This is a genomic window from Bacillus sp. MT(2024) (genome assembly GCF_036362845.1).
Classification (GTDB): domain Bacteria; phylum Bacillota; class Bacilli; order Bacillales; family Bacillaceae; genus Bacillus; species Bacillus velezensis.
Window position 1 is genome coordinate 760,689 of record NZ_CP143632.1, and the last position, 21,921, is coordinate 782,609.

Annotated in this window: 21 protein-coding genes; 9 read left to right on the forward strand and 12 right to left on the reverse strand. The window is 48.2% G+C overall.

The features are described 5' to 3' along the window. Positions 1-114 precede the first annotated feature (114 nt). Entirely contained in the window at positions 115-4,407 is a 4,293-nt protein-coding gene (locus tag VP472_RS03900) for a multifunctional 2',3'-cyclic-nucleotide 2'-phosphodiesterase/3'-nucleotidase/5'-nucleotidase (protein ID WP_146276340.1), read from the reverse strand. A 220-nt stretch (positions 4,408-4,627) separates the two neighbouring features. Here VP472_RS03900 and VP472_RS03905 point away from each other — a divergent pair, with 220 nt between their 5' ends. Beyond that, entirely contained in the window at positions 4,628-5,143 is a 516-nt protein-coding gene (locus VP472_RS03905; protein ID WP_003155578.1) for a type 1 glutamine amidotransferase domain-containing protein, read from the forward strand. Positions 5,144-5,163: 20 nt separating this feature from the next. On the opposite strand, the gene VP472_RS03910 is transcribed toward VP472_RS03905, so the two are convergent. The 5 genes from VP472_RS03910 to VP472_RS03930 form a co-directional block, all read right to left on the reverse strand. Then, the gene (locus VP472_RS03910) at positions 5,164-6,195 is read right to left on the reverse strand and encodes a LacI family DNA-binding transcriptional regulator (protein WP_153986651.1); all 1,032 of its coding nucleotides are present in this window, start codon (positions 6,193-6,195) and stop codon (positions 5,164-5,166) included. A 136-nt stretch (positions 6,196-6,331) separates the two neighbouring features. Beyond that, positions 6,332-7,216 (reverse strand): shikimate dehydrogenase, encoded by an 885-nt coding sequence (locus VP472_RS03915; protein WP_024085012.1) that lies wholly within the window; start codon positions 7,214-7,216, stop codon positions 6,332-6,334. A 64-nt stretch (positions 7,217-7,280) separates the two neighbouring features. After that, entirely contained in the window at positions 7,281-8,042 is a 762-nt protein-coding gene (aroD, locus tag VP472_RS03920; RefSeq protein WP_063095960.1) for a type I 3-dehydroquinate dehydratase, read from the reverse strand. A 26-nt stretch (positions 8,043-8,068) separates the two neighbouring features. After that, positions 8,069-9,262 carry an MFS transporter gene (locus VP472_RS03925; protein ID WP_003155573.1) on the reverse strand — a complete coding sequence of 398 codons (1,194 nt, stop codon included), beginning with the start codon at positions 9,260-9,262 and terminating at the stop codon, positions 8,069-8,071. A gap of 335 nt (positions 9,263-9,597) precedes the next feature. After that, entirely contained in the window at positions 9,598-9,813 is a 216-nt protein-coding gene (locus VP472_RS03930) for a DUF1128 domain-containing protein (RefSeq protein WP_003155571.1), read from the reverse strand. Between the two features lie 155 nt (positions 9,814-9,968). Here VP472_RS03930 and VP472_RS03935 point away from each other — a divergent pair, with 155 nt between their 5' ends. From VP472_RS03935 to VP472_RS03945, 3 genes are read left to right on the forward strand one after another with little or no spacing between them, the layout of a single operon-like run. Beyond that, a complete protein-coding gene (locus VP472_RS03935) occupies positions 9,969-10,442 on the forward strand; it encodes a low molecular weight protein-tyrosine-phosphatase (protein ID WP_115941313.1) in 474 nt (157 codons plus the stop codon). 13 nt (positions 10,443-10,455) lie between these two features. After that, on the forward strand, positions 10,456-10,782 hold the full coding sequence (locus tag VP472_RS03940) for a hypothetical protein (protein WP_063095962.1): 327 nt from the start codon (positions 10,456-10,458) through the stop codon (positions 10,780-10,782). A gap of 11 nt (positions 10,783-10,793) precedes the next feature. Next, positions 10,794-11,633, forward strand: coding sequence for a YihY family inner membrane protein (locus VP472_RS03945; RefSeq protein ID WP_003155567.1), 840 nt, complete (start codon positions 10,794-10,796; stop codon positions 11,631-11,633). A 184-nt stretch (positions 11,634-11,817) separates the two neighbouring features. Here the strand turns inward: VP472_RS03945 and VP472_RS03950 are convergent, their stop codons facing one another. Continuing rightward, positions 11,818-12,996 (reverse strand): MFS transporter, encoded by a 1,179-nt coding sequence (locus tag VP472_RS03950; protein ID WP_014304624.1) that lies wholly within the window; start codon positions 12,994-12,996, stop codon positions 11,818-11,820. 158 nt (positions 12,997-13,154) lie between these two features. Between VP472_RS03950 and cax the strand changes: the two genes are divergently transcribed. After that, on the forward strand, positions 13,155-14,210 hold the full coding sequence (cax, locus tag VP472_RS03955; protein ID WP_070081505.1) for a calcium/proton exchanger: 1,056 nt from the start codon (positions 13,155-13,157) through the stop codon (positions 14,208-14,210). 70 nt (positions 14,211-14,280) lie between these two features. Further along, positions 14,281-15,075 (forward strand): YfkD famly protein, encoded by a 795-nt coding sequence (locus VP472_RS03960; RefSeq protein WP_088005349.1) that lies wholly within the window; start codon positions 14,281-14,283, stop codon positions 15,073-15,075. A gap of 28 nt (positions 15,076-15,103) precedes the next feature. On the opposite strand, the gene VP472_RS03965 is transcribed toward VP472_RS03960, so the two are convergent. Both VP472_RS03965 and yfkAB read right to left on the reverse strand, forming a co-directional pair. Continuing rightward, the gene (locus VP472_RS03965) at positions 15,104-15,937 is read right to left on the reverse strand and encodes a mechanosensitive ion channel family protein (protein ID WP_015388541.1); all 834 of its coding nucleotides are present in this window, start codon (positions 15,935-15,937) and stop codon (positions 15,104-15,106) included. 6 nt (positions 15,938-15,943) lie between these two features. Next, positions 15,944-17,065, reverse strand: coding sequence for a radical SAM/CxCxxxxC motif protein YfkAB (gene yfkAB, locus VP472_RS03970; protein WP_071181636.1), 1,122 nt, complete (start codon positions 17,063-17,065; stop codon positions 15,944-15,946). A 146-nt stretch (positions 17,066-17,211) separates the two neighbouring features. On the opposite strand from yfkAB, the gene VP472_RS03975 reads away from it, so the two are divergent. After that, positions 17,212-17,397, forward strand: a complete 186-nt coding sequence (locus VP472_RS03975; protein ID WP_003155558.1) for an SE1561 family protein — start codon at positions 17,212-17,214, stop codon at positions 17,395-17,397. Between the two features lie 100 nt (positions 17,398-17,497). After that, positions 17,498-18,289 (forward strand): delta-lactam-biosynthetic de-N-acetylase, encoded by a 792-nt coding sequence (gene pdaA / locus VP472_RS03980; RefSeq protein ID WP_003155556.1) that lies wholly within the window; start codon positions 17,498-17,500, stop codon positions 18,287-18,289. Positions 18,290-18,323: 34 nt separating this feature from the next. Here pdaA and VP472_RS03985 read toward each other — a convergent pair whose 3' ends face one another. The 3 genes from VP472_RS03985 to corA all read right to left on the reverse strand — a co-directional run bounded on the left by VP472_RS03985 (position 18,324) and on the right by corA (position 20,905). Then, positions 18,324-19,184 (reverse strand): NAD(P)-dependent oxidoreductase, encoded by an 861-nt coding sequence (locus VP472_RS03985; protein WP_146276346.1) that lies wholly within the window; start codon positions 19,182-19,184, stop codon positions 18,324-18,326. A gap of 50 nt (positions 19,185-19,234) precedes the next feature. Continuing rightward, on the reverse strand, positions 19,235-19,882 hold the full coding sequence (locus tag VP472_RS03990) for a hypothetical protein (RefSeq protein WP_094247154.1): 648 nt from the start codon (positions 19,880-19,882) through the stop codon (positions 19,235-19,237). A gap of 63 nt (positions 19,883-19,945) precedes the next feature. Further along, positions 19,946-20,905 carry a magnesium/cobalt transporter CorA gene (corA, locus tag VP472_RS03995; protein ID WP_003155549.1) on the reverse strand — a complete coding sequence of 320 codons (960 nt, stop codon included), beginning with the start codon at positions 20,903-20,905 and terminating at the stop codon, positions 19,946-19,948. Positions 20,906-21,011: 106 nt separating this feature from the next. Between corA and VP472_RS04000 the strand changes: the two genes are divergently transcribed. Next, entirely contained in the window at positions 21,012-21,875 is an 864-nt protein-coding gene (locus tag VP472_RS04000) for a DNA-3-methyladenine glycosylase family protein (RefSeq protein ID WP_043866920.1), read from the forward strand. Positions 21,876-21,921 lie beyond the last annotated feature (46 nt).

Here is a 21,921-nt window from a genome sequence, read left to right on the forward strand (position 1 = left end):
ATTTTATCACTCGGCCGTACGGCTGTCGACTCAGAGGGGGACCGGCAGAAAAAGCTCTCCTGATATCAGATCAGGAGAGCTCTTGGGATAAACCGCCCGATAAAAGCGGTCTTTTTATGCTTCGTTCACTTTTTTTGCTTTTCTTCTTTGGTACAGATACAGTGCCGTTCCGAGCGCGCTGATGAGTAACCCGGCAAGAAGGATGGAATACATCGTTGTGGCCGTATCAGGAAGCAGGCCGCCCGGCGATACTCCGTCCTGCGCAGGGCCGGATGACGGTTTTTGTCCGCTTGGCTGCTTTCCGGAGCCGTGATCTCCGCTTGTCGGCGGCGCGCTCTTCGTGTTTGCGTTTAATATGGTGTATTCACTGAAATGATTTGTATAGCCCGTGACGAGATCGTGTGAAACCGAACCGTTGTCTGTTTTTGTATAGACGTTCTTTTTCCGGTCTACATGATAAATGCCGGGCTGTTTCGCCTTTTTCATATTCTCAATGCGCAGGGTGAGCTTTACCGGCGCTTTGAATGTTTTGATGTCTTTGTTTTTCTGCTTCATTGTAAAGTCGTATACATTTGAAAGCGCCCCGCTAACTTTTCCTTTCGGCGCCACGCCGAATCGTGTATCAGCTGAAGCGGCGTTTGCCATCGGCATTTTCATGCTGAACTTGTCATGCAGGATCGTAAGGGAAGAATCCGATGTTCTGTCCTTTAACAGGCTGATTTGTTTTTTGGTCACGCTGAGATCAATCGGCTTTTTGGCGCCGTCATTCTTATCGTAATACACGATCGGCGTGTTGGCGTTTTTGGCATAGACGGCAAATGCGCTGTCATCTTCAAGCGTCCACGAACCTTTTTTTTGTTTTGTCGGCAGGTACACTTCCTGCGCGCGGCCGTCAACTTTCGGTTCCACCGCTTTTCCCGCTTTTTCAAGCTGCTCAACGAAGACCTCATAGTCGGCAAAGCCAAGGTCTTCTTTATGGGACGCTTCGTTAAAGACGGAATATCCGTCTCCGCCTTCACCGACAAAGTTACTGGTGGCGACTCTGTATGTCTTCTTATCAGAAATCGGCTTTACACTGCCGTCATCCTGTACGGCCGCAGCTTGAAGAACGCGGTGTCCCGGCTTTTTATTCAGTGTAAACGTGTATGTTAAACCGGCAACTTGAGGGAAGGCGCCGCCTTGAGCCTCAATTCCGCTTAATCCTTGTTCCAGGGCTTGTTTGATCTGTTTTCCGGTTAAATCCGCGACGTAAAGCGTGTTGCCGAACGGCATCACATTCAGCACGTCGCCGAGTGTGATGTCTCCTTTATCAATGCCTGCCCGGATGCCGCCCCCGTTTGTGATCGCGATTTGGGCGCCGGCCGCTTCCTTCGCTTTTTGCAGCATGCCGTCCGCGATGAAGTTTCCGAGATTGGTTTCTTTGGAGCGGACATGCTCGCGCTGGCCGTCAAGTGCGACCTTCGTTGAACCGACTTTTTCATTTTTGACTGAGACGAGCTCTTTTTTAAACGGATCAAGCTCTTTTTTTAGATCCGGGTCTTCTTTCGTCTGCTCATTCACCGGCAGCGCTTGAAGAGAGGATTGTTCCGGCAGGACGACGCCGTTTTTGTCAAATGCGACATCGACACGGCCTAAATATTCGCCGTATTCTTTTGCTTGGGCAACGATGGTCGGCTCTTCATTTTTGACAATTTCCATTTTATCTACAAGCGTATGCGTATGTCCGCCGACGATTAAGTCGATGCCTTTTACCTTTTTGGCAAGATCGAGATCACGCTGATGCCCGATATGGGTCAGGGCGATAATTTTATTGACATGTTCCTTGTTCTGTATTTCTTTTACTGTATCTTGTGCGGATTGGAAGGCATCATGAAAGACAATGCTTTTTCCCGGGCTTGATGTGACGGACGTATCTTCTGTCGTCAAGCCGAACACGGCGACTTTTTCTCCGTTTACATCAAGCAGAATATATGGATAGATGCCTGCTTTTTTCTTTTTCCCTGCCGTAAATGTGTCTGCTTTTTTCATGAATGGTCTGAGTTTTGACTCTTTGGACACATCGACATTTGAGCTGACGAGCGGAAAGTCAGGCGCTTGAAAATTGTATTTTCCGGACGGGTCAGACGCGCTCCCGTTACCGCTCAGAAAGCTGGCGAGAGCGCCCGGCCCTTTATCAAACTCATGATTTCCGAAGGTCATTGCGTCGTAGCCCATGCTGTTCATCAATTTTAAATCAGCCAGCCCCTGCCACTTTGTGAAATAGAGATCGCCTGAGAAAACGTCTCCCGCATCCAGCAAAATACTGCGGTCGGTTTCGCTTCTGATTTCTTTGATTTTCGTCATCCGCCTCGCCGCATTATCAAGGTGGGCGTGCGTGTCATTTGTATGCATAACGGTGAGTTTCCATGCGTCATCTTTCGGCGGATCTGTGCCCGGTTCATCATCTTTGAATTGGAGCTTGTACTGTCCGTAGCCCGCGTTTTGTGATTCACCGATATAGGCGACGTCATCTGCGCGGTCGGCAAACGGCTTTGCGGCCAAGGAAGATTCAAATGTCAGGTTTGTCCCTTTGACCGGAAGGATGGACCAGTTATGATCAGCCTGCGGATTAATCGTTTTCTGCTGGATGATGTAATCCATTAAGACCTGCCTGTTCTCATCGGCAGAAGAGTATACGATTTTATCATTGCTTAAGTGAGGGAATCCTCCGCCGCCTGAAGCGCGGTAATTATTTGTGACGATCAGAAATTCCTGCTTGGCGCTGACGGGCTTTCCTTGATAAGAAAGGTTGACGATCCGGCTTGCATCGGGATGAATGACTGTTCCGTTTTCGTTGTATTTCGCCGGTTTTGTGACATCGACCTGATAGGTGACACCGTCAATGACATCAAAATTGTATGAGCGGTAGGCGTCATTTAAAAGCGCTTGGCTGCCGCCTTTTGCCTGATCGATCTGATTAAATTGCCCCGCGGACATTTCGAGCCAGTCTTTCACTTCGCTTCCGTTCAGCTTGACGATCTGAACCGTGTTGTCATACAGGTACAAATCGCCGATGTTTTTGATGGCGAGGTCGCCCGCGGAAATGTTTGTATAGTAATTTGAGCCGTTCCGCCCGCCGGCTTTAAACGGGGCGCCCGCCGAGAGGATAGGCAGATCTTTGTATTCCGTATCCTTCATCTTATTTTCGGCGTACCATTTTTGCGCATCCGTTACGATTTGAATGGACGGATCATCTTTGACTTGGGCGAAGAAACTGTTGATATCGGCTTTTGTCTGGCCGACGGGTTCTCTGATGTATTTTAAAGTGCCTTCGTGCGCTTTTTTGACGGTATTGACGACGGTTTCGTTTTCCGAAGTCACATTACCGGCAATCGGCTCGATGCTGCCTTTTGCATCTTCCACATGCCACGCGCTGTCTGTTTTTTCAAGCCTAAGGTCGATGACGCCCGCATATTTGCCCCAGCTGCTTGACATAACAACGGGGATGCCGTTAATCGTGCCTTTATCGACGTCGAATTGAGCAGCGCCTTTGTATTCGGCATCAGGGAAAAGCCCGTGCTGATGGCCCGATACGATCGCGTCAATTCCGCTGACTTTCGTTGCCAGGTCAAAAACGGCGTTTTCCGCTCCGGAAGACTGCGCTTTTTTTTCGATGCCGCTGTGGGCGAGGGCGATGACGATATCGGCTCCTTCAGCTTTCATTTTCGGAACGGTTTTCTTTGCGGATTCCACAATGTCCTCGACCTGAACGCGGCCTTCGAGATTTTTCTTATCCCACGTCATGATCTGAGGAGGAACAAAGCCGATGTAGCCGACTTTTAGCTGATGCTTGCCGCCGTTTTCATCCGTGACGGTTTTGTCTTTTATGACATAAGGCGTATAACGGTTTTCGCCGCTTACTGTTTTCACATTGGCATTAACGATCGGATAATCAGCGCCTTTGATTGTCCCGTCCAGGAATTCAAGCCCGTAATTAAATTCATGATTGCCGAGTGTTCCTGCGTCATAATGCAGACTGTTCATCACTTCAATGATCGGATGGGTCTTTGCGCCTGAAATGATATCATTTTTCTCATATTTTACGGCATATTCTCCGAGGGGATTGCCCTGAATCAGGTCTCCGTTATCGACAAGCAGCGTATTCGGGTTTTCGCGCCTGTGCTTCTCAATAAGCTGAGCCGTTCGGGCCAGTCCGAATTCCGTTGTCGGTTTGTCGCTGTAGTAATCGTAGTCCATCATGTTAGCGTGAACGTCAGTTGTGGCTAAAATGCTGAGATTCACACTGGAGGATTTGTTTTCTTCTGCTTTAATGGGTGATGTTGGGAGGATTAGACTAAGTATCATAACTAGGGGCAGCAGAATACGGAGTGTCATATTGACGCTGCATCGTCTTTTCTGTATTCTCACCTGTTCTCCACCTTTCAACAAATTTTGTCATGCAGTACCATTGTAAGAATATTTTGTGAAAGTTTATATAGATTTCATGATGATTCTTGTAAAAAGATAAAAAATGAGGATAATGACCTATGTAAAACAGGCGGGCGGTAAACGCGTTACCTATGTTTGATGTTAGTGTGGCTGGGGTACATGGATTTATGTAGACTTCATCAAGCAGGAGGTAGTAACTATGGGTAAAAAAATTGCAGTTGTATTAACGGATTACTTTGAGGATGTCGAGTATACTGAACCTGCGAAAGCTTTTAAAGATGCGGGTCATGAATTAACCGTAATTGAACAGGAGAAAGGAAAAACAGTCAAAGGCAAACAAGGGGAAGCGGAAGTGAAAGTGGACGCGTCCATCGATGATGTGAATCCGAAAGACTTTGACGCATTGCTGATCCCGGGCGGATTCTCTCCTGACATGCTGCGTGCGGATGACCGTTTCGTCCAATTTGCCAAAGCGTTTATGGATGATAAAAAACCGGTGTTCGCCATCTGCCACGGACCTCAGCTTCTCATCAACGCGAAAGCATTGGACGGGCGCAAAGCGACAGGTTTTACTTCAATCCGAATCGACATGGAAAACGCGGGCGCGAATGTGGTGGATGAAGAAGTCGTCGTCTGCCAGAACCAGCTGGTCACAAGCCGCACACCGGATGACATTCCGGCATTCAACCGCGAATCATTAAAACTGCTTGCGTAATATAAAAGCGGAGCGCCGTATCAGGCGTTCCGCTTTTTTTGTGAAGATTCCCGGATGACCAGCTCAGGCGCCAGAATAATGCGTTGTTTTTTGTGCTGGGCATTGGTGATTTTATGATGCAGCAATTGAGCCGCTTCTTTTCCCGACTGCCGTGGAAAGGAAGAAACGGTTGTAAGCGGGGGATAAGAAATTTCAGCTTCCGGCACGTTATCAAAGCCGACAATGTCAATATCTTCGCCCGGAACGAGCCCGGCTTTTCTGATCCCTTGCATGACGCCGAACGCGACCAAATCACTGAAGCAGAAAATCGCGGTCGGGCGCTCAGACCGGCGGAGGAGCTCCGTCACGGCCTCACAGCCTGCTTCGCGGGTCGGCGCGCTGTCAATGACATATTCATTTTTCACTTCCAGATCCGCTTCACGGAGCGCTTTTTTAAACCCTTTCATACGCTTCGTCCATGTTGATGAGTGCTTCACGCCGCCCAGAAACGCAATCTCCTGATGGCCTTTCTCAATGAAATGACGCACTGCCTTATAAGTGCCTTCTTCATAATCGGCTCCGACAAAATCACAGTCTGCATCGGCAATCTCCCTGACGGCGAGCACGACCGGAATGTCAAGCTGCTCAAGGCGGGAAAGGGTTTCCTCAGCCGCACCTGAAACCGGACACAAAATCAATCCGCCGACCCTGTGCTCCAGCATGGTCGAAATCAGCTGCTCCTGCTTGGCGACGGAATCAAATGTCGTGCCTAACAGCACCGTTAATCCGACTTCCTCAAGCGTATTCTGAACGCCGATCAGAAACTCTGAGAAAAACGTATTGGAAATGTCAGTGATAATCAATCCTACCGTTGTAGACGTCTGTGATCGTAAATTCGCGGCGACCCGATCATATACGTACCCCAGCTCCCGCATGGATTGCAGCACTTTCTCACGGGTCGCTTCGGAAATTCGGGGATTATTGCGGACAATTAATGAAGCGGTGGATGTTGAGACGCCGGCATGTTCGGCGACCTGCTGCAATGTCACCCGGCGTTTTTTTTGCTGTTTCATACGTCGCATTCCTCACTTGGTTTTTATTCGTTACATCCATTATAAGCGTTTTGGCGCATGAGAAGAAAGAGAGAGGAGGGGGAAAAAGATAAGCGCCGGAAGACGGATTGTCCTTCGGCGCTTCTGTCACAATATGTTATTCAAACATTTGCTCTTTAATATACTGAACCGGCATTTCACGGCCTGTCCAATATTCAAACGCCATGGCGCCCTGCCAAAGCATCATGCCGAGACCGTTAATGGTTTTGCAGCCGGCCGCTTGAGCTTGTTCAAGCAATTTCGACGTAACGGGGTTGTAAACGACGTCTGTCACAATCAAATCCGGACGGAGCATGGATGTATCTTCAATAACGCTCAAGCCTTCAAGCGGTTTCATGCCGACACCTGTTCCGTTTGTGAAAATATCGCTTGAAGCGATTTCAGCACGCAGCGCATCTTGATCTTCGAGCGGGAAGACTTTCGCTTTACAAGAAGATCCCTTCATTTCTTCATTGATGATGCGGACATTTTCTTCCGCTTTTTCGAAAAACGCGTCATTGCGGGCGAAAATAGAGATTTCTCCGAGGCCTTCCAATGCGGATTGAATCGCTATCGGAGTGGCGGCCCCGCCGGAACCGACCAGCGTCATTTTTTTCCCTGTGATATCGATGCCGTGTTCTTTTAAGTTGCGGACGTATCCCATACCGTCAGTGGAGTGTCCGATCAGTCTGCCGTTTTCATTAACGACTGTATTTACCGCGCCGGTGAATTTCGCTGAATCCGCGAGTTCATCGAGATAAGGGAGAATGTTCATCTTGTTCGGCATCGAGACATTGAAGCCTCTGACGTTTAAGGCACGCATTCCCGTTACCACATCTTCCAGCTGTTCATTGCCGACTTCAAACGCGAGGTAAGCGTAGTTCAATCCTAATTTTTTAAACGCCAGGTTGTGCATCGCCGGAGATAAAGAGTGTCCGATCGGTGTCGCGAATAATCCGATAAGCTGAGTTTTTCCGTTAATCCGTCCTAATTCTTTCTTCATGATGTATTCCTCCGTTAGTCCATTCATTTGTTTTTCAACCCGCTTTGAGGGCAAAAAACGCTGATTACATATGTTTATTTAAAATGCTGAGTACGCTGCGCAATTCCTCAACGGGAATCTGCCCGGGCGCTGATGCTTCTTTACCCGCGCCGAACGTGCACGCTGAGCCGAAGACTTCGCCGGCCAGGCGGCTGATCAGGCCTGTTCCCGCCATTGACATCGTGATGATCGGCCGGTCCGCGTATTGTGTTTTCATCGTGTGAGTGGCATCCAATAAGACGAAAACATCTTCCGTGCTTTGCGGCATCACCGCGATTTTCGGAATGTGCGCGCCGTACGCCTGCATGTTCCGCAGCCGGGAAATGATTTCTTCTTTTTTCGGTGTCTGATGAAAATCATGATTGGACATGACGACATATACGCCGTTGTCTTCAGCGGTTTTCACAATTGATTTGACTTCCGCTTCTCCCGTAAACAGCTCAACGTCTGCAAGGTCAATATGTTTTGTTTCGATGGCGGTTTTAAGCAATTCAATGTAAAAGCGGTCATCAATAACTTTATTTCCGCCTTCTTTATGGGTTCTGAATGTGAAAAGCAGCGGTGTTGCGTCTGCGGCTTTCCGCAGCTTTTCAAGCATGCCTTTTACGGCGTCCAGGCTGTCAACATGCTCGTATACATCCGCCCGCCACTCAATGATATCCGGGCGAAGCCCGTTGACGGCTTCAATTTCTTCGAGCAGTTCTTTCTCTCCGGCCGCCATCAGCGGCACAATGATCTTCGGAAGCCCTTCGCCGATGACCGTGTTTCTGATCGTGATAGAATGCATGATAAATCCTCTCCCTTAAAAAATAGTCAGGCTTTCATCACTTGCTTAAAGCGGATTCCGATAAACAATGCGAGAAGGGCGCTGACGGCCGCAATTCCGATATCAAGCAGAAAAACAGGCGTCAGGCCGGCGGCTTTGGATATCGCTCCCGTTACAAGCGGAATGACAATAAAAGATAAGCTTGATGCTATATTAACAAAAGATGTGATCGTACCTTTATTTTTAGGGAATAAAACAGCCATAACCGTCATCGCCAATTGCAGAATGCCCGCAGTTGAAAGTCCGATGACAAAGGAACTGATGACTGATACGGCCGGCTGATGAATGAAAATCAGAGCAAGCAGCGCGATTGCCGCGATCACAGGGTACAGCACCATTACCGTAATCGGCTGAATCACTCTGTTTAACAGCACAGCCAGCAATAACACGGACACAAGCGCCCCGATACTGTAATAGCTCAACAATTTGACGGCCTGCACCTCAGGCATGCCCAAAACGGATTGCCCGAACTTAGGAAGCCATACTTGAACGAGCATAAACAGCGCCGTTGATGAAAAGCCTAACAGAATGATTGCGAGGCCTTCGCGCCATATCGACGGCTGTGATGTGAACGCGTCATCAGACGGAGAGGCTTCCGTCCGGCCGCCGTCTTCTTTTTGCTTATGATTCGGAAACGGAACTTTCAACAGGAAAAAGCCGTTCAGGAAGAAAATAATGCCCGGTACGAAAAACGTCCAGCCGTAAAACAAATGCCTGTCCGCAATAAACGCGATGAAAAACGGAAGCACCGTCGCGCCGATGGATACAAACGCTTTGATTAACACGGTTGCAGAGCTTGCGTTTTTCGGAAATCCTTCAATAAGCGCCGGATATGTCCCGGAATCCAAAAAGGAATTGGCGATCCCGGCGAAAATAGCGAAGATAAACGCGGCCGTATAGTTTGTCGAAAGCGGAATTCCGATTAGGAAAATCAGATACAGAAAGGCGCCCGACACGATAAACGGCCGTCTCCCGAATGTATCCGAAAGCTTCCCGGCAAACAGAAGCGAAATCAGCTTCCCGATCCCGATGGCGGAGACCAAATAGCTGACACCGGCTGCGGAAGTATGAAGCTGTTTTGATAATGCCTCCATATTGGATGCAATAATAATATTGATCATGCCCAGCAGGAAATAGTTAATATAAAGACCCGCTGCCATTTTGGTGTATATGTTTTTCATGATGACATCCCCTAATGCGGTTAATAAAGAATTAAATTATTTTTTTAATTGATAAAAGCACAGCACCATTCCCCTTTATTGAACCACTGCCTTTCTTTGAAAACTGGTTTGATAAAACGATTGCATAGACAAACTTGAATAACGCTGATATCACAATGAGTATATCGTTCTACTAAACAAAAAAAGATAAGCGGCCCGCTCATTTGGTATATCGTTCTACCAAGTTCACAGTTACTATACTCCTTCTTTTTATATGTGTCAAACCGATGAACTTTTATTTTTTACTTTTTTAAATAAAAAAAGACCTGCCGTTTTTCGGCAGGTCTGACATGGGTTTATTTTCTGAGAGAAGCGAGCTCCTCGGCAATGGCCTGCATTTCACTCGGGCTGAATGATGCTTTTTTCATGACCATTTGATGAAGGTATGTAAGATCTTCTATTTTTTCATCACTGAAATCTTCCGCTCTGATGACGCCGACATTGAGCATGTTGAGCTTTTGCGAAATGTCTTCAATCATTTTGTTTAACGTTTCTGTTTGTTGGCTCGGCAAATTCATGCATCCTTTCATGACCGTTTTCGTACCCTTTATTCTAACAGAATTCATTTAGAATAAAAGCTTATTTCCACAGCCGCAGAAAAATTGCTAAGATGTTGATAAGGTTTTTGATCCTCAAAATGCGGGGAAAGAATAGGGAGGTTATCGATATGATACATGTGCTGTTTGTCTGTCTGGGAAATATTTGCCGGTCGCCTATGGCAGAGGCGGTATTTTCTGATATGGTGAAGAAAAACGGGCTGAACGGGCAGATTAACATTGATTCAGCGGGAATCGGCGCCTGGCATGCGGGAAATCCGCCGCATGAAGGGACAAAGGAGATCCTGGAGAAGAAAGGGATCAGCGCAAGCGGCATCACGGCGAGGCAGGTCCGTGAGTCTGATCTGACCGATTTTGATTACGTCATTGCGATGGATGCAGAAAATATCGGACATTTGCGCAGCATGGCCGGTTATAAAAAAGCGGCGCCGCGTATTGCAAGGCTGCTTGATTATGTACCGGAGTCGGACCTTGCCGACGTGCCCGATCCGTATTATACCGGAAATTTCAGCGAGGTGTACGCTTTGGTCGAGTCCGGGTGCCGTCATTTGCTGGAGACAATAAAGAAAGACCATCATTTATAAGGGGGATTGACCGATGAAGCAGACACGCATCATGGCAAAAGCGATTCTGATCGGCGCTGCCGCCGGCGGAGCACTGTCCTTATTACATAAGCCGACGAGAGAGGCATGTTTCCGGAATATGGACGCGTGCAGGCGGCGTGCGGCATTTTACCGAAAACATCCTGAAGCCCTGAAACAGCAGGCTTCCGCAAAACTGGATCAAGTGAAAATCATCGCCAATACCGTATCGGACGATCTGAGTTTTTTAAACGGGCAGATCACCAAGCTGAAGCAGACGACACCGCAGGTCATTGACCTGTTAAAAGAAACGAAGGAGCATTTTTCGAAAAACGATCATTGAGGTGGGATGTCATGAGTTTTATAAAGGAGCTGTTTGCAAGGTTTTCTCTGCATGAAGGACAAAGTAAATCGGCGGAGCTGGCGTATTTTTTCCTGCTGTCATTGTTTCCGTTGATGATTTTCATGCTGACGCTCACCGCCTATCTTCCCATATCGGCAGAAGACGTGCTCGGGGCGGTCGATCAATACGCGCCCGACAGCGCCATGTCCATGGTGAAATCCATAACGGAGCAAACGCTGAACAAGCGCAGCGGCGGGCTTTTGTCATTCGGGATTATCGCCGTCATCTGGTCGGCTTCGAATGGTATGAACGCGATTGTCAGAGCATTTAACCATGCCTACGAAGTCGAGGAAAACCGCTCATTTATCATCATTCGCCTGACCTCAATTTTTTTAACCATTGCGATGGTGGTTACGATTTTAATCGCACTGCTTCTGCCGGTGTTCGGCAGAGAAATCGGAATGCTGGCCGCGGATTTCATCGGCGCCTCGGACCTGTTTTTGCAGGTGTGGTCGGTTGTCCGCTGGGGTATCAGTCCGCTTATCCTTTTAATCGTGTTTACCGCGCTTTACATATTCGCGCCGAATAAAAAGCTTTCCCTCCGTTTTGTCCTGCCGGGAGCCGTATTCGCGGCAGCCGGCTGGATTATCGTCAGTATGCTGTTCTCATTTTACGTCGGCACCTTTGCCAACTACAGCGCCACATACGGGAGCATCGGGGGGATTATCGTCCTTATGATCTGGTTTTACCTTACGGGAACCCTGTTGATTTTAGGAGGAGAAATCAACGCGCTTTTACATAAACGTAAAAAGCTTCCTGATGAAAATCCGTACCGCGGGAGCAAGCTATAGAGGAACGGATGACGTTCAAGCTGAAAAACGGAGGAATCGGCTATGACGAAGCATACGAAAAAAGGCGGAAGCCATAATAAACAAAACTCAAAAAACGGCCCGAAGAATAAAACAAGCGGAAGCGCCAACGGGCAGAACGGATACCACTAGAAAGAAGCCGCCTGGCTCAGATCAGGCGGCTTTTTTATGTGGCCGGAAAAGAATGGGATTCGGAAGCGGGGCTGTGCTTTGTTTTCCCGAAGACGAGCGCAAGCCAAATACAGACCAGAATCACCGTAATAAAGTAAAACAAGTTGGCGCTTTCAAACCGCTGCATATACCAGCCGCCCGCCACCGGGCCGATCATGCTTCCGAGACTGAAGGAAATGCCGCAGAGCAGGTTGCCCGCCGGCAGCAGATGGGACGGCAGCAGGTCGCTCATATAGCTGATGCCGAGGGAAAACATACTGCCGACCGCCATCCCCGCCGTGAAAAAGCAGCAGCCGATGACAGAAGGCGACGGAAACAGTCCGGCCGTCAAAAAGCAAAGGGCACCCGTTAATAAGATGACGAGCAGGACACGTTTTCTCCCGAATCGATCGCTTAATAAACCGAGAGGGAACTGGAATACAATACTTCCGATGGCAAAAGCGGGCAATATCAGCGCGACGGCATCCACGGATATGCCTAAACGAAGGGCGTACACGGGAAAGCTTCCGTTCAGCGCCGTTTCTAAAAAACCGTACCCGAAAGCCGGGAGAAAAGCGACCCAGCCGAAAAGAAGGGCGCGGTAAAACCGTTTTGCGCTGTTGTCTCCGGATGTTTCATCCGGACCTTGCGCCGGGTACTCGTTACGTAAGGCAAACACAAACAGCCAGGCACAAAGACTGATACAGCCGGATACGATAAACGGAAGGGACGGACTTGTTTTCACAAGAGGGACCATGAACGGGCCGACAGCGAATCCAAGCCCGAAGGACAGTCCGTACAGCGAAATGTTTCTTCCTCTGTTTCGGGGCGTTGACTTGGAAGTCACCCACGTTTGGGTTGAAAAATGCAGCATATGATCCCCGATTCCGATAAGCAGCCGAAGAAAAAACCATAACCATATGGATTGAAGCCAAATAAAACTGAATAAGCTGATGATAACAAGAAATCCGCCCATGACCATCAGAGGTTTGAATCCGAGCTTGCGCAGCGGGGCCTCCATAAACGGCGACGCCAGAAGCACGCCGATATAAAGGCCGGTTGCGTGAAGTCCGTTTATGGCTGCGGATTCTCCGTTCGTTTCAAAAATGACGGAGATCACCGGCAGCAGCATGCCTTGGGAAAATCCGGAGATGGAAACAAGCAGAACCAAAATAAAGAAGTACAGTCGTGACATCGCGTATTTCTCCTTCTTCAGTATCTTTCTTGATCGTACACGGATTTTCCGCGTCCGGCAACCTGAAAATGCCAATTCGGGCTGCCGAGGAAGTGTAATTGAGGGAGTTTTTGAGAAGGATATAAAAAGACTTATTCGAAAAAAGGAGCCAGGCAGATATGAATCGGATTTTTTTCTTTACGGCTGCGGCGGGAGTTCCGCTTTCAGTCATCGGCGGCCTGATGCACTGGCCGTCAGCGGTTTTGTTTATTATTTATTGCTTGACGATTATTGCGCTTGCAAGTTATATGGGGAGAGCGACTGAATCTCTTGCCATTATCGCGGGACCGCGGATCGGCGGTCTGCTGAATGCCACGTTCGGCAATGCGGTAGAACTGATTATATCGCTTTTTGCCCTAAAAGAAGGGCTGACGGGCATCGTTCTTGCTTCACTGACCGGTTCGGTGCTCGGCAATCTTTTGCTCGTCGCGGGACTGTCGTTTTTTATCGGCGGTTTGAAATATAAGCGGCAGGAATTCAATATTCATGATGCACGGCATAATTCAGGCCTGCTGATTTTTGCCATTATCGTAGCTTTTGTCATTCCCGAAGTGTTTTCCATGGATATGGGGGAGAAAAGCAAGCTAAATTTGAGTGTCGGCATCAGCATTATCATGATCCTTTTGTACGTGGCGGCTCTTTATTTCAAGCTCGTCACCCACCGCGGTGTTTATCAGCCGAATCAGCCGGAGGCAAAGAAAGAAGAGGAGCAGCCTGAGTGGTCAGGGAAAAGAGCGACGGCCGTCTTATTTATTTCAACTATTATTGTCGCCTACATATCTGAAAACCTTGTCCATACGTTTCATGCGGTGGCTGAACAGTTCGGCTGGAGCGAGCTGTTTATCGGGGTGATTATCGTCGCAATTGTCGGAAATGCCGCAGAGCATGCGTCAGCGATTATTATGGCGTACAAAGACAAGATGGATGTCGCCGTTGAAATCGCGGTAGGTTCGACTTTGCAGATCGCCATGTTTGTAGCCCCGGTTCTTGTGATCTGTTCTATCTTTTTTCCGGTCAATATGCCGCTTGTATTCACATTGCCCGAGCTTGTGGCGATGATATCATCCGTCCTTTTGATGACGATGATTTCAAATGACGGCGATTCGAACTGGTTTGAAGGGGCTACGCTCCTTGCCGCTTATGTCATCATGGCGATCGGTTTTTTCCTGCTTTAACCTGTAAAAAATGCGGATAACAACGATTGCGTAGGAAAAGACTAAAGGAAAATGCTATAGAAAGAGTGATATGATGAGAAAGCTGTTTCATGCCACATTGATTCTGCTGTTATCCTTTAGTTTTTTCGCAATGCCGTCTGCCGGTGCAAAGAAACCGTTTAAGGTTCCTAACTCTGTCGTAAGCATTTCAAAGGAAAATACGTATCCGAATGCTTCACAGGACCAGCCGATGCTTCAGCCGAGCAAACTGGCAAAGGAATTGTTAGATACATCCGAGATCAACATCGAAAATCCGCATCTGATAAAAATGCTGAATGAATCCTCGGTTTCCGGTTCACCGCTTGCCATCGGCTACCGGGCGACAATATTTCTCGGGAAATGGGCGCTCGGCTATCAATCGAACGAAACGGTCGCCAACTGGGAATATAAAAAAATCAATACGAACAGAGCGGATAACCGGGGCGGACAGCAAACCGCGGTTATCTCATACGCCCAAGAACAGCAATACAAAATCAAAGGCGGGCTCACAGCGAAGGTGCCGAACGCAGAAGACGTAAAAAGTATGATGATGCAAAAAGCGATGAAGAAAACAAAACTGCCGCTCGCTTTTGAAACGGTTATCGGCGCAGGCACAAAACGCGATCAAACCTACAAAATTTCTCCGCAGCGGCTCGGCTACCTGCACGCCTACGCTCCGGCCGTTAATGAAAAAGGAAAAGTAACATACGGTGAAGTGTATTTGGTGCTGAAAGGCAGCAAGCGGAAACTTGTCGTCAAAAATGTGACTTCGCAAGGAATCGGGGCTTGGATTCCGGTTCAGGATCACGTCACATTCGGTTTTCAAATGACAGCGCAGCCGAGATAACTAAAAAAAGCTGATTCCGGTTCGGGAATCAGCTTTTTTGTGTGTGATACATTTCCTCAAGCAATTGCACATTGTTGTTGTACAGCTCCCGGGCAAGAACGCGTCTCACCGCAAGGCTCGCCGAGAAGTATTCTTTATCTTGAACCATGCCTTTGACGGTAAATTCTATGCCTCTCGTCAATTTGTTCAGGCTCATGATTCCATGCACTTGAAACGGCTCCGTCGCATTGAGAAATTCATCCCGCTTCAGTGAATCGCGAAGCTCATCATTGAGCATGTCGCAAGCTTTTTCTAAGACGGCATATACCCGCTCGGGATCTTCTTTATAACTGATCACGACGGACTCGGTAATCCGCATAAAATCAATGTTATAGTTTTGAAGCTGTCTGACCTCACCGTTTGAAATGGTAAGCAGCTTGCCGGTCCACTCACGGATCTGAAGGGAACGGAGCCCGATTTCTTCGACTGTGCCGTTGAACAGATTGTTAATCGTCACGTAATCGCCTTTATGAAGCTGGCGTTCGTATATCAAAAAGACACCGGCCAATATGTCCTTGATTAACGACTGGGCGCCGAAACCGATGACGATACCGGCAACACCCGCCCCGGCTAAAATTCGGCCGAAATCATGAACGAATAACGAAATGACGTAAAAGATAAAACCGATCGTCGCCGTATACTGGGTGATGGATCGGACGAGGCTTTCAATCGTTTTCCCTTTCCGTTCCTCCAAGAAATCTATGCGTTTAAATAACACCTGGACAAAGCGGTTGATCAGAAAAACACCGGCGTAAAGAACGAGAGCGACGATGATGATCTCAACCACTTTGCTTTTCAAAATATCCGTAATTGTCGTTTCCATCTTCTGTTAACCTCTGGCTTTTCGTAATGAAAAATCCGTGTCCTGATAATAACTGTTTTTGACAAGGACGTTCGGTCCGAGGCACCGGACGTTTGTGCAGCGGCAGTTCAGCTCTTTGCTCAGCTTCGTCTGTCTCCACTTGTCATATGCTTCGGGAAGGCTGTCTGTTTTAATATTGCCGAGCGGCGGTGTATCGCCGAAATCCGTGACAATGATATTTCCGTCAAAAATGTTGACATTCAGGCGGGAGCGGCCGTCAGGGTCGTTTCGCACCGTAACGTTTTTCGCTTCCCGCAGGCGGCGGAGGAGCTTCTGGTCTTCTTCATCAGGGCTGCATGCGTAAAACGGGAGCGTGCCGAACAGCATCCATGTCTCTTCATCGCGAATGTCGAGCAGATGATGAATGGCCTGTCTCATGTCCTTCAGGCTGAGTGATTCAAGCGCGCTGGCGAAATCACTCGGATACATCGGATGGACTTCGTGCCGCTGGCATTTCATTTCTTCCGTAATCTGCCGGTGAATATGTTCAATATGCGGCAGCGTGCGTTTGTTCAGCATCGTTTCCGCTGAAACCATTACGCCTGCTTCGACCAGCGTGCGGCTGTTTTCAATCATTTTGTCAAAATAGCGCGCCCGCTGTTCAAATGTCGGTTTCTTCTCCATCATCGCAAATCCGATATCAGCAAAGTCCTCGACCGTTCCCCAGTTGTGGGAAATGTGAAGAACGTCCAAATAAGGAATAATCCGTTCGTAGCGCCCGATATCAAGCGTCAGGTTTGAATTGATCTGTGTGCGCACGCCGCGTTCATGCGCATATTTCAAAAGCGGGACGACGTATTCCTTTACCGATTTCAGCGAAAGCATCGGTTCGCCGCCCGTAATGCTGATAGAGCGCAACAGAGGAATTTCATCAAGCCGCTTTAATAAAAGGTCGATCGGCAGCGCATTCGGGTCTTTCGGCTGGAGCGTGTACCCGACGGCGCAGTGCTCGCATCTCATATTGCACAAAGTCGTCGTTGTGAATTCAACGTTCGTCAATTTCATATCTCCATACTGGTCGACATCCATGTACGCTTCCCAAGGATCGTACTCCGGTGTGATCGGACGCAGTGCTGTGTTTTGTGTCATGACTATCTAACTCCTTTATAAATGGGGCATACTAACGTCTGCCAACTGTTAATTTTAGACCTGATCTGCCAAGATCGCAAGTAGCGGAACCATTGAAAAACGCCAAAAAATACGCTACCATTATAAAAAATGAATGGAGTGGAAGTATGGGGAATGCAGTAAACAGCAAAGATCAGCAGCTTGATTACCTGAAGAACAGACTCGATATGTTTATGAATGTCATTGATTCATTAGACCCTGAATCAACGGACGTTGAAGATATAGATCGGCTCATCGGCATGCTTGATGATCTGGAAGCAAAATACGAACGCTTTAAAAAGGATTGGGAATAACCCCCGGCGGATGCCGGGGTTTTTCTTTTTCCATAATGCGGCTGTATAAAAGGGCAGGGCCAACTGCAAAATAAGGAAAAATGCAGAAGGAGTGCTGGTCATGAAATGGTTTTGTTCAATTTGCTGCATGGCCGTTTTACTTGCGGGAGGCATCAACAGCGCAGAAGCCGTGCCGAATGAACGGATAAACTGGGGATTTAAACGCAGCGTCAATCATCAGCCGCCGGATGCCGGCAGACAGCTGGACAATCTGGTCAAAAAATATGATGCCTTTTATTTGGGCAATACGAAAGAAAAGACCATCTATTTAACGTTTGATAACGGATATGAAAATGGGTACACCCCGAAAGTGCTTGATGTGTTAAAAAAACATCACGTCACGGGCACTTTTTTTGTCACGGGTCATTTTGTGAAAGAGCAGCCTGATTTGATTAAACGGATGTCAAAGGAAGGCCATATCATCGGCAATCATTCTTTTCATCATCCTGATCTGACGACAAAAACGGGCGATCAGATTCAAGACGAACTCGATTCCGTCACGGAAGCTGTGTACAACATTACCGGAAAGCGGGACAACCTGTATCTCCGTCCGCCGCGCGGCGTATTCAGCGAATATGTCCTCAAAGAAACGAAGCGTCTCGGCTACCAAACCGTTTTCTGGTCCGTCGCATTTGTCGACTGGAAGGTTAACGAGCAAAAAGGGAAACAATACGCCTATGATCACATGATAAAGCAGGCGCATCCCGGCGCGATCTACCTTCTTCACACTGTTTCAAAGGACAATTCAGAAGCTCTGGACGATGCCATTACCGATTTGAAAAAAGAAGGCTACACGTTTAAAAGCATTGATGACCTGATGTTTGAGAAAGAAATGAAGCTGCCGCGCCTGTAAAAAACACCTCTCCTGGTAATGGAGAGGTGTTTTGTTATTTGATACATTTAATCAATGCCGCCCAATCCAGATCTCCGAAGCCTTGTGCGATCCCGCTTTCAAAATGGCTCTTCGCCAGTTCGGCAAGAGGGAGTTTTGCGGAAATCTGTTCTGCGGCGGCGAGCGCCAGATTGGTATCTTTCAGCCCTAAAGACATTTTGAAACCGGCAGGCTCAAATTTTTCCTCAGCCATGATCGTGCCGTAATTTTGATAGACGGGAGAGCCAAAAAGCGCACCGGCGATTTCTAAAAATTGTTTTTGTTCTAAACCGAACTTTTCCATCATTAAGAATGATTCAGATAACGCCTCCAGCATAGAAACGAGCAAGAAATTGACGCTGATTTTCGCGGCATTGGCCGTTTTTGTTTCTTCACCCGTATCAAATACTTGCTGACTCAGGATGTTAAGCAGCGGTTCGGCCTTTTTCTTCGCTTCTGCCGGTCCGGCTGTGATGATGCGAAGCTCGGCCTTCTCGGCGGCATCGGGGCGGCCGAGGACGGGAGCGGCAATAAAGGACTGCCCTCTGCCCGAATGTGCGGCGGAGAGCTGTTCTGACAGCGCCGTACTGATCGTACTCATTGAAATATGAATGCCGTTTTCAGATAACCCGGCAATAATGCCGCAAGCTCCGAACGTCACGCCTGTTACGGCTTCATCGTCTGACAGCATTGAAAGCACGATGTCCGCATGTTCAGCTGCCTGGCGGGGCGTTTCGGCATATTCGGCCCCTTTATCCAGCAGGTCAGCCGCTTTTTCTTTCGTCCGGTTATATACAGTCAGGCTGTATCCGGCTTTCATGATATTTTCGGCGATGGGGCGGCCCATATTGCCGAGTCCGACGATGGCGATCTTCATTTGACAGTCCCTCCAATGAAAAGTTTTCCACCATTATACATGCGAAATGGTTATTCTGCTGTGTACAGGATTGCCACTTTCAGTTCAGGTTCTGAAGACCATCCGGAGTCTGAGGCGGCTTTCCCCTTATAAAATCCGCTAAACCGCGTTTTGATGATTGTTTTTGAACGGGGTTTTACAGTGAACGTTTTTGATTTGAATGTGACGTCCTTTATGTTTTCTGATAAATCCGGCGTGACAGAAATGGTTTGTTCCCCTTTTCCATAATGATTGATATAAAGCGTGCAGCTCATGCCCGCTCTTTTTCGCTCAATCAGATGGCTGCATTCGCTGCGGTGCTTCAAATATTCGACAGCCTCTTTTTCGGGCGCGAACTGTTTTAAGGAAAAAGCGGCATATTCGGTGGCAGGACTGATACCGGAAGCGGCCCCCATACTGAGAAAGATCAGAAACAGCCCCGCCGCGGGAAGCGTCCGCCTGAACGCGGCGGCACACCAGATTAACGCCGCAAAGTAAAGGACGACCCCGGGAATGACGGAGATATGGGCTCCGTCTTCAGACCAGGAAGAAAAGCCGAGCGACTCAAAGATGTAATCAGACACCGTACAGCCGTTATACAGCGGGGCAATGGACATAACACTGAATAGCAGGAGGACAGAAGAAATGATTTTGTGAGAAAAGATGGTAACGGCGCACACCTCTTTACGTTTTTTTCCAACATATCATGTTTTCTCAAAAAAAAGAACAGCCGGCAGCCGTTCTTACTTGAAAATATTAAACCAGCCTTTGCGGGCGAACCAAAACAGCATGGCGGCCACAAGAACGGCCATGACGCCCAAAACGATAAAATACCCGTATTTCCAATGAAGCTCAGGCATGTTATCGAAATTCATGCCGTAAACCCCCGCGATGAACGTCAGCGGGATAAAAATGGTCGAGACGATGGTTAATGTCATCATAATGGCGTTCATCCGGTTTGAATTCAGCGTCACATAGCTGTCCCGCAAATCTGACGTCATATCACGGTTTGACTCGATCAGCTCGGCCAGTTTTAACAGGTGGTCATAAATATCGCTGAAATATGCCTTCGTTTCACGGCTTTCTTTTACATGGTCAAGGCTCAAAATCCGGTACATTAAATCGCGCATCGGAATGATCGTCCGTCTCAGGTTCAAAAGATCAGTCCGCAATTCAAACACTTCATTCATTAAAGTGCCGTAAGATTTATGTGTTCTGCTGTCTTCAATTTCATTCAGCCGGTCTTCTATTTTGTACAGCACGGGGAAATATTCATCGACAAGCTGATCCATAATCATATAAGTGATGTGCCCGGGCCCTTTTTTGGCTAAACCCGGAGAAGCGAAAAACCGTTCTCTCACCCTTGAGACGCCGGGCGATTCGTGCAAATGGAAGCTGACGATGAAACGGTCGGACTGAAAAATGTCCACCTCTTCCATTTCCAGTGTGTCCGGGTTCAAGGCGTGGAGCACATAAAAACGGTAGCCGTCATAATGGTCGATTTTCGGCCGCTGCATGTGCTGAAAGCAATCCTCGATCGCAAGCGGATGAAAGTGAAAATAATCCCGCAGCAGCTCGGTTTCATGCATCTCAGCGCCGAAAAAATCAATCCAGTACCATGCGATGTCCGGTTGTTCTGTACGTGATAGGGGGATATTATCTAATATCTCATTATGTGTTGTGATTGCGGTTATATGTATCATAAACAACCCTCCGCCTGCCATTATATCATGCGGCGTTATGAAGAAAAGTATACGAATTGCCGCCCGGCCGCTTCATGATATACTTGGACAAAAAGGGGTGGAGCATATGTGGAAGGAAACGGTTTCGGTCACGCCGCCGTATCATTTTGATAAAGTCCTTGAAAGGCTGTCGCTCGATCCGCTGAATGCGGTCGATCTTCATGCAAGATCAATCAAAGTGCCGCTCAGAACACGGGACGGCAAACTGTCCGTCATCACGGTTCAAGCGGAAGGCACCGCCGCAGACCCGGTCTTCCTCGTCAGCGGAGAAACGGACCGCGAGGAGATGATTGAACGGATCAAACACATTTTTCAATGGGAACAGCCGCTTCAGCCTGTGCTTGATCATTTCTCAAAAACAAATCTGTCGGCGCTTTTTGAGGAGCATGCGGGAACCCCGCTCGTCTTGGAATATGACGTCTACAACTGTCTCATGAAATGCATCATCCACCAGCAGCTCAACCTGTCTTTCGCATTTACCTTAACGGAACGGTTCGTCCATGCCTTCGGTGAACAAAAAGACGGCGTCTGGTGCTATCCCGAGCCGAAAACGATCGCGGCGCTTGATTATCAGGACTTGCGGGAGCTCCAGTTCAGCATGAGAAAAGCGGAATATGCGATTGACATTTCACGCATGATTGCAGACGGAGCGCTCAATCTGGCGGAACTTACCCATTTATCGGATGAAGACATTATGAAAAAGCTGATCACCATCAGAGGCATCGGCCCGTGGACCGTCCAAAACGTCCTCATGTTCGGCCTCGGCCGCCCGAATCTGTTTCCTTTGGCGGATATCGGCCTGCAAAATGCCATCAAACGCCGCTTCGCCCTTGAGGATAAACCGTCAAAAGACGTGATGCTTCAGGTAAGCAGCGAATGGGCGCCGTATTTAAGCTATGCGTCCTTGTATTTGTGGAGAAGTATTGAATGAAAAACCGCTTTGATCATTTTTTGGAAACTTCCAGTGAAAAACATGA

Bases quoted from the DNA above. Each gene is read 5' to 3' on its own strand.
- VP472_RS03905 (WP_003155578.1), top strand. From the start codon at position 4,628: ATGGGTAAAAAAATTGCAGTTGTATTAACGGATTACTTTGAGGATGTC.
- VP472_RS03910 (WP_153986651.1), bottom strand. From the start codon at position 6,195: ATGAAACAGCAAAAAAAACGCCGGGTGACATTGCAGCAGGTCGCCGAA.
- VP472_RS03915 (WP_024085012.1), bottom strand. From the start codon at position 7,216: ATGAAGAAAGAATTAGGACGGATTAACGGAAAAACTCAGCTTATCGGA.
- aroD (WP_063095960.1), bottom strand. From the start codon at position 8,042: ATGCATTCTATCACGATCAGAAACACGGTCATCGGCGAAGGGCTTCCG.
- VP472_RS03925 (WP_003155573.1), bottom strand. From the start codon at position 9,262: ATGAAAAACATATACACCAAAATGGCAGCGGGTCTTTATATTAACTAT.
- VP472_RS03935 (WP_115941313.1), top strand. From the start codon at position 9,969: ATGATACATGTGCTGTTTGTCTGTCTGGGAAATATTTGCCGGTCGCCT.
- VP472_RS03940 (WP_063095962.1), top strand. From the start codon at position 10,456: ATGAAGCAGACACGCATCATGGCAAAAGCGATTCTGATCGGCGCTGCC.
- VP472_RS03945 (WP_003155567.1), top strand. From the start codon at position 10,794: ATGAGTTTTATAAAGGAGCTGTTTGCAAGGTTTTCTCTGCATGAAGGA.
- VP472_RS03950 (WP_014304624.1), bottom strand. From the start codon at position 12,996: ATGTCACGACTGTACTTCTTTATTTTGGTTCTGCTTGTTTCCATCTCC.
- cax (WP_070081505.1), top strand. From the start codon at position 13,155: ATGAATCGGATTTTTTTCTTTACGGCTGCGGCGGGAGTTCCGCTTTCA.
- VP472_RS03960 (WP_088005349.1), top strand. From the start codon at position 14,281: ATGATGAGAAAGCTGTTTCATGCCACATTGATTCTGCTGTTATCCTTT.
- VP472_RS03965 (WP_015388541.1), bottom strand. From the start codon at position 15,937: ATGGAAACGACAATTACGGATATTTTGAAAAGCAAAGTGGTTGAGATC.
- yfkAB (WP_071181636.1), bottom strand. From the start codon at position 17,065: ATGACACAAAACACAGCACTGCGTCCGATCACACCGGAGTACGATCCT.
- VP472_RS03975 (WP_003155558.1), top strand. From the start codon at position 17,212: ATGGGGAATGCAGTAAACAGCAAAGATCAGCAGCTTGATTACCTGAAG.
- pdaA (WP_003155556.1), top strand. From the start codon at position 17,498: ATGAAATGGTTTTGTTCAATTTGCTGCATGGCCGTTTTACTTGCGGGA.
- VP472_RS03985 (WP_146276346.1), bottom strand. From the start codon at position 19,184: ATGAAGATCGCCATCGTCGGACTCGGCAATATGGGCCGCCCCATCGCC.
- corA (WP_003155549.1), bottom strand. From the start codon at position 20,905: ATGATACATATAACCGCAATCACAACACATAATGAGATATTAGATAAT.
- VP472_RS04000 (WP_043866920.1), top strand. From the start codon at position 21,012: ATGTGGAAGGAAACGGTTTCGGTCACGCCGCCGTATCATTTTGATAAA.